The organism is Actinoplanes sp. TFC3, assembly GCF_001553785.1.
Taxonomy (GTDB): Bacteria; Actinomycetota; Actinomycetes; order Mycobacteriales; family Micromonosporaceae; genus Actinoplanes.
Window position 1 is genome coordinate 1 of the sequence record NZ_LOJP01000016.1, and the last position, 1277, is coordinate 1277.

A 1277-nucleotide genomic window follows, 5' to 3' on the forward strand; every position below is an offset into this window, starting at 1 on the left:
GAGGCTCATGTCAAGGGTATGACCGCGCGTAACCCACTGGTCCCCGAGGACGTACGCGGCACCTACTCCGGACTCGCCCACCCGAAAATGATCGAACACTTCCACAACCTCGGCATCACCGCCGTCGAACTCATGCCCGTACACCAATTCGTGCACGACAGCACCCTCACCGACCGCGGCCTGAGCAACTACTGGGGCTACAACACCATCGGCTTCTTCGCCCCCCACAACGACTACTCCTCCTTCGGCGGACGCGGCGGCCAAGTCCAAGAATTCAAATCCATGGTCAAAGCCCTGCACGCCGCCGGCATCGAAGTCATCCTCGACGTCGTCTACAACCACACCGCCGAAGGCAACCACCTCGGCCCCACCCTGTCATTCCGCGGCATCGACAACCCCGCCTACTACCGCCTCGTCGACAACGACAAACAGTACTACTACGACACCACCGGCACCGGCAACAGCCTCAACGTACGCCACCACGAATCCCTACGCCTGATCATGGACTCCCTGCGCTACTGGGTCACCGAAATGCACGTCGACGGCTTCCGCTTCGACCTCGCCGCCTCCCTCGCCCGCGAATTCCACGAAGTCAACCGCCTCGCCGCCTTCTTCGACCTCGTCAACCAAGACCCCATCGTCAGCCAAGTCAAACTCATCGCCGAACCCTGGGACGTCGGCGACGGCGGCTACCAAGTCGGCGGATTCCCACCCCTATGGACCGAATGGAACGGCAAATACCGCGACAGCGTCCGCGACTTCTGGCGCGGCGAACCCTCCAGCCTCGGCGAATTCGCCTCCCGCTTCACCGGCTCCTCCGACCTCTACGAAATCGACGGCCGACGCCCCATCGCCTCCATCAACTTCGTCACCGCCCACGACGGCTTCACCCTCAACGACCTCGTCTCCTACAACACCAAACACAACCACGCCAACGGCGAAGAAAACCGCGACGGCGAAAACCACAACCGCTCCTGGAACTGCGGCACCGAAGGCCCCACCGACAACGCCGAAATCATCAACCTACGCGCCCGCCAGCAACGCAACTTCCTCACCACCCTGCTCCTCTCACAAGGCGTCCCCATGATCGCCCACGGCGACGAACTCAGCCGCACCCAACACGGCAACAACAACGTCTACGCCCAAGACAACCAACTCAGCTGGATCGACTGGCACGACGCCCGCCAACACGACATCCTCACCACCTTCACCCAAAGCCTCACCCACCTACGCGCCCAACACCCCATCTTCCGCCGCCGACGCTTCTTCACCGGCCT

General features: G+C 62.4%; 1 protein-coding gene. It reads left to right on the plus strand.

The window, feature by feature from the left end; all coding sequences use genetic code 11:
* A partial coding sequence (glgX, locus tag TFC3_RS34765) for a glycogen debranching protein GlgX (protein ID WP_067510550.1) occupies positions 1–1277 on the plus strand: 1277 nt, incomplete at both ends.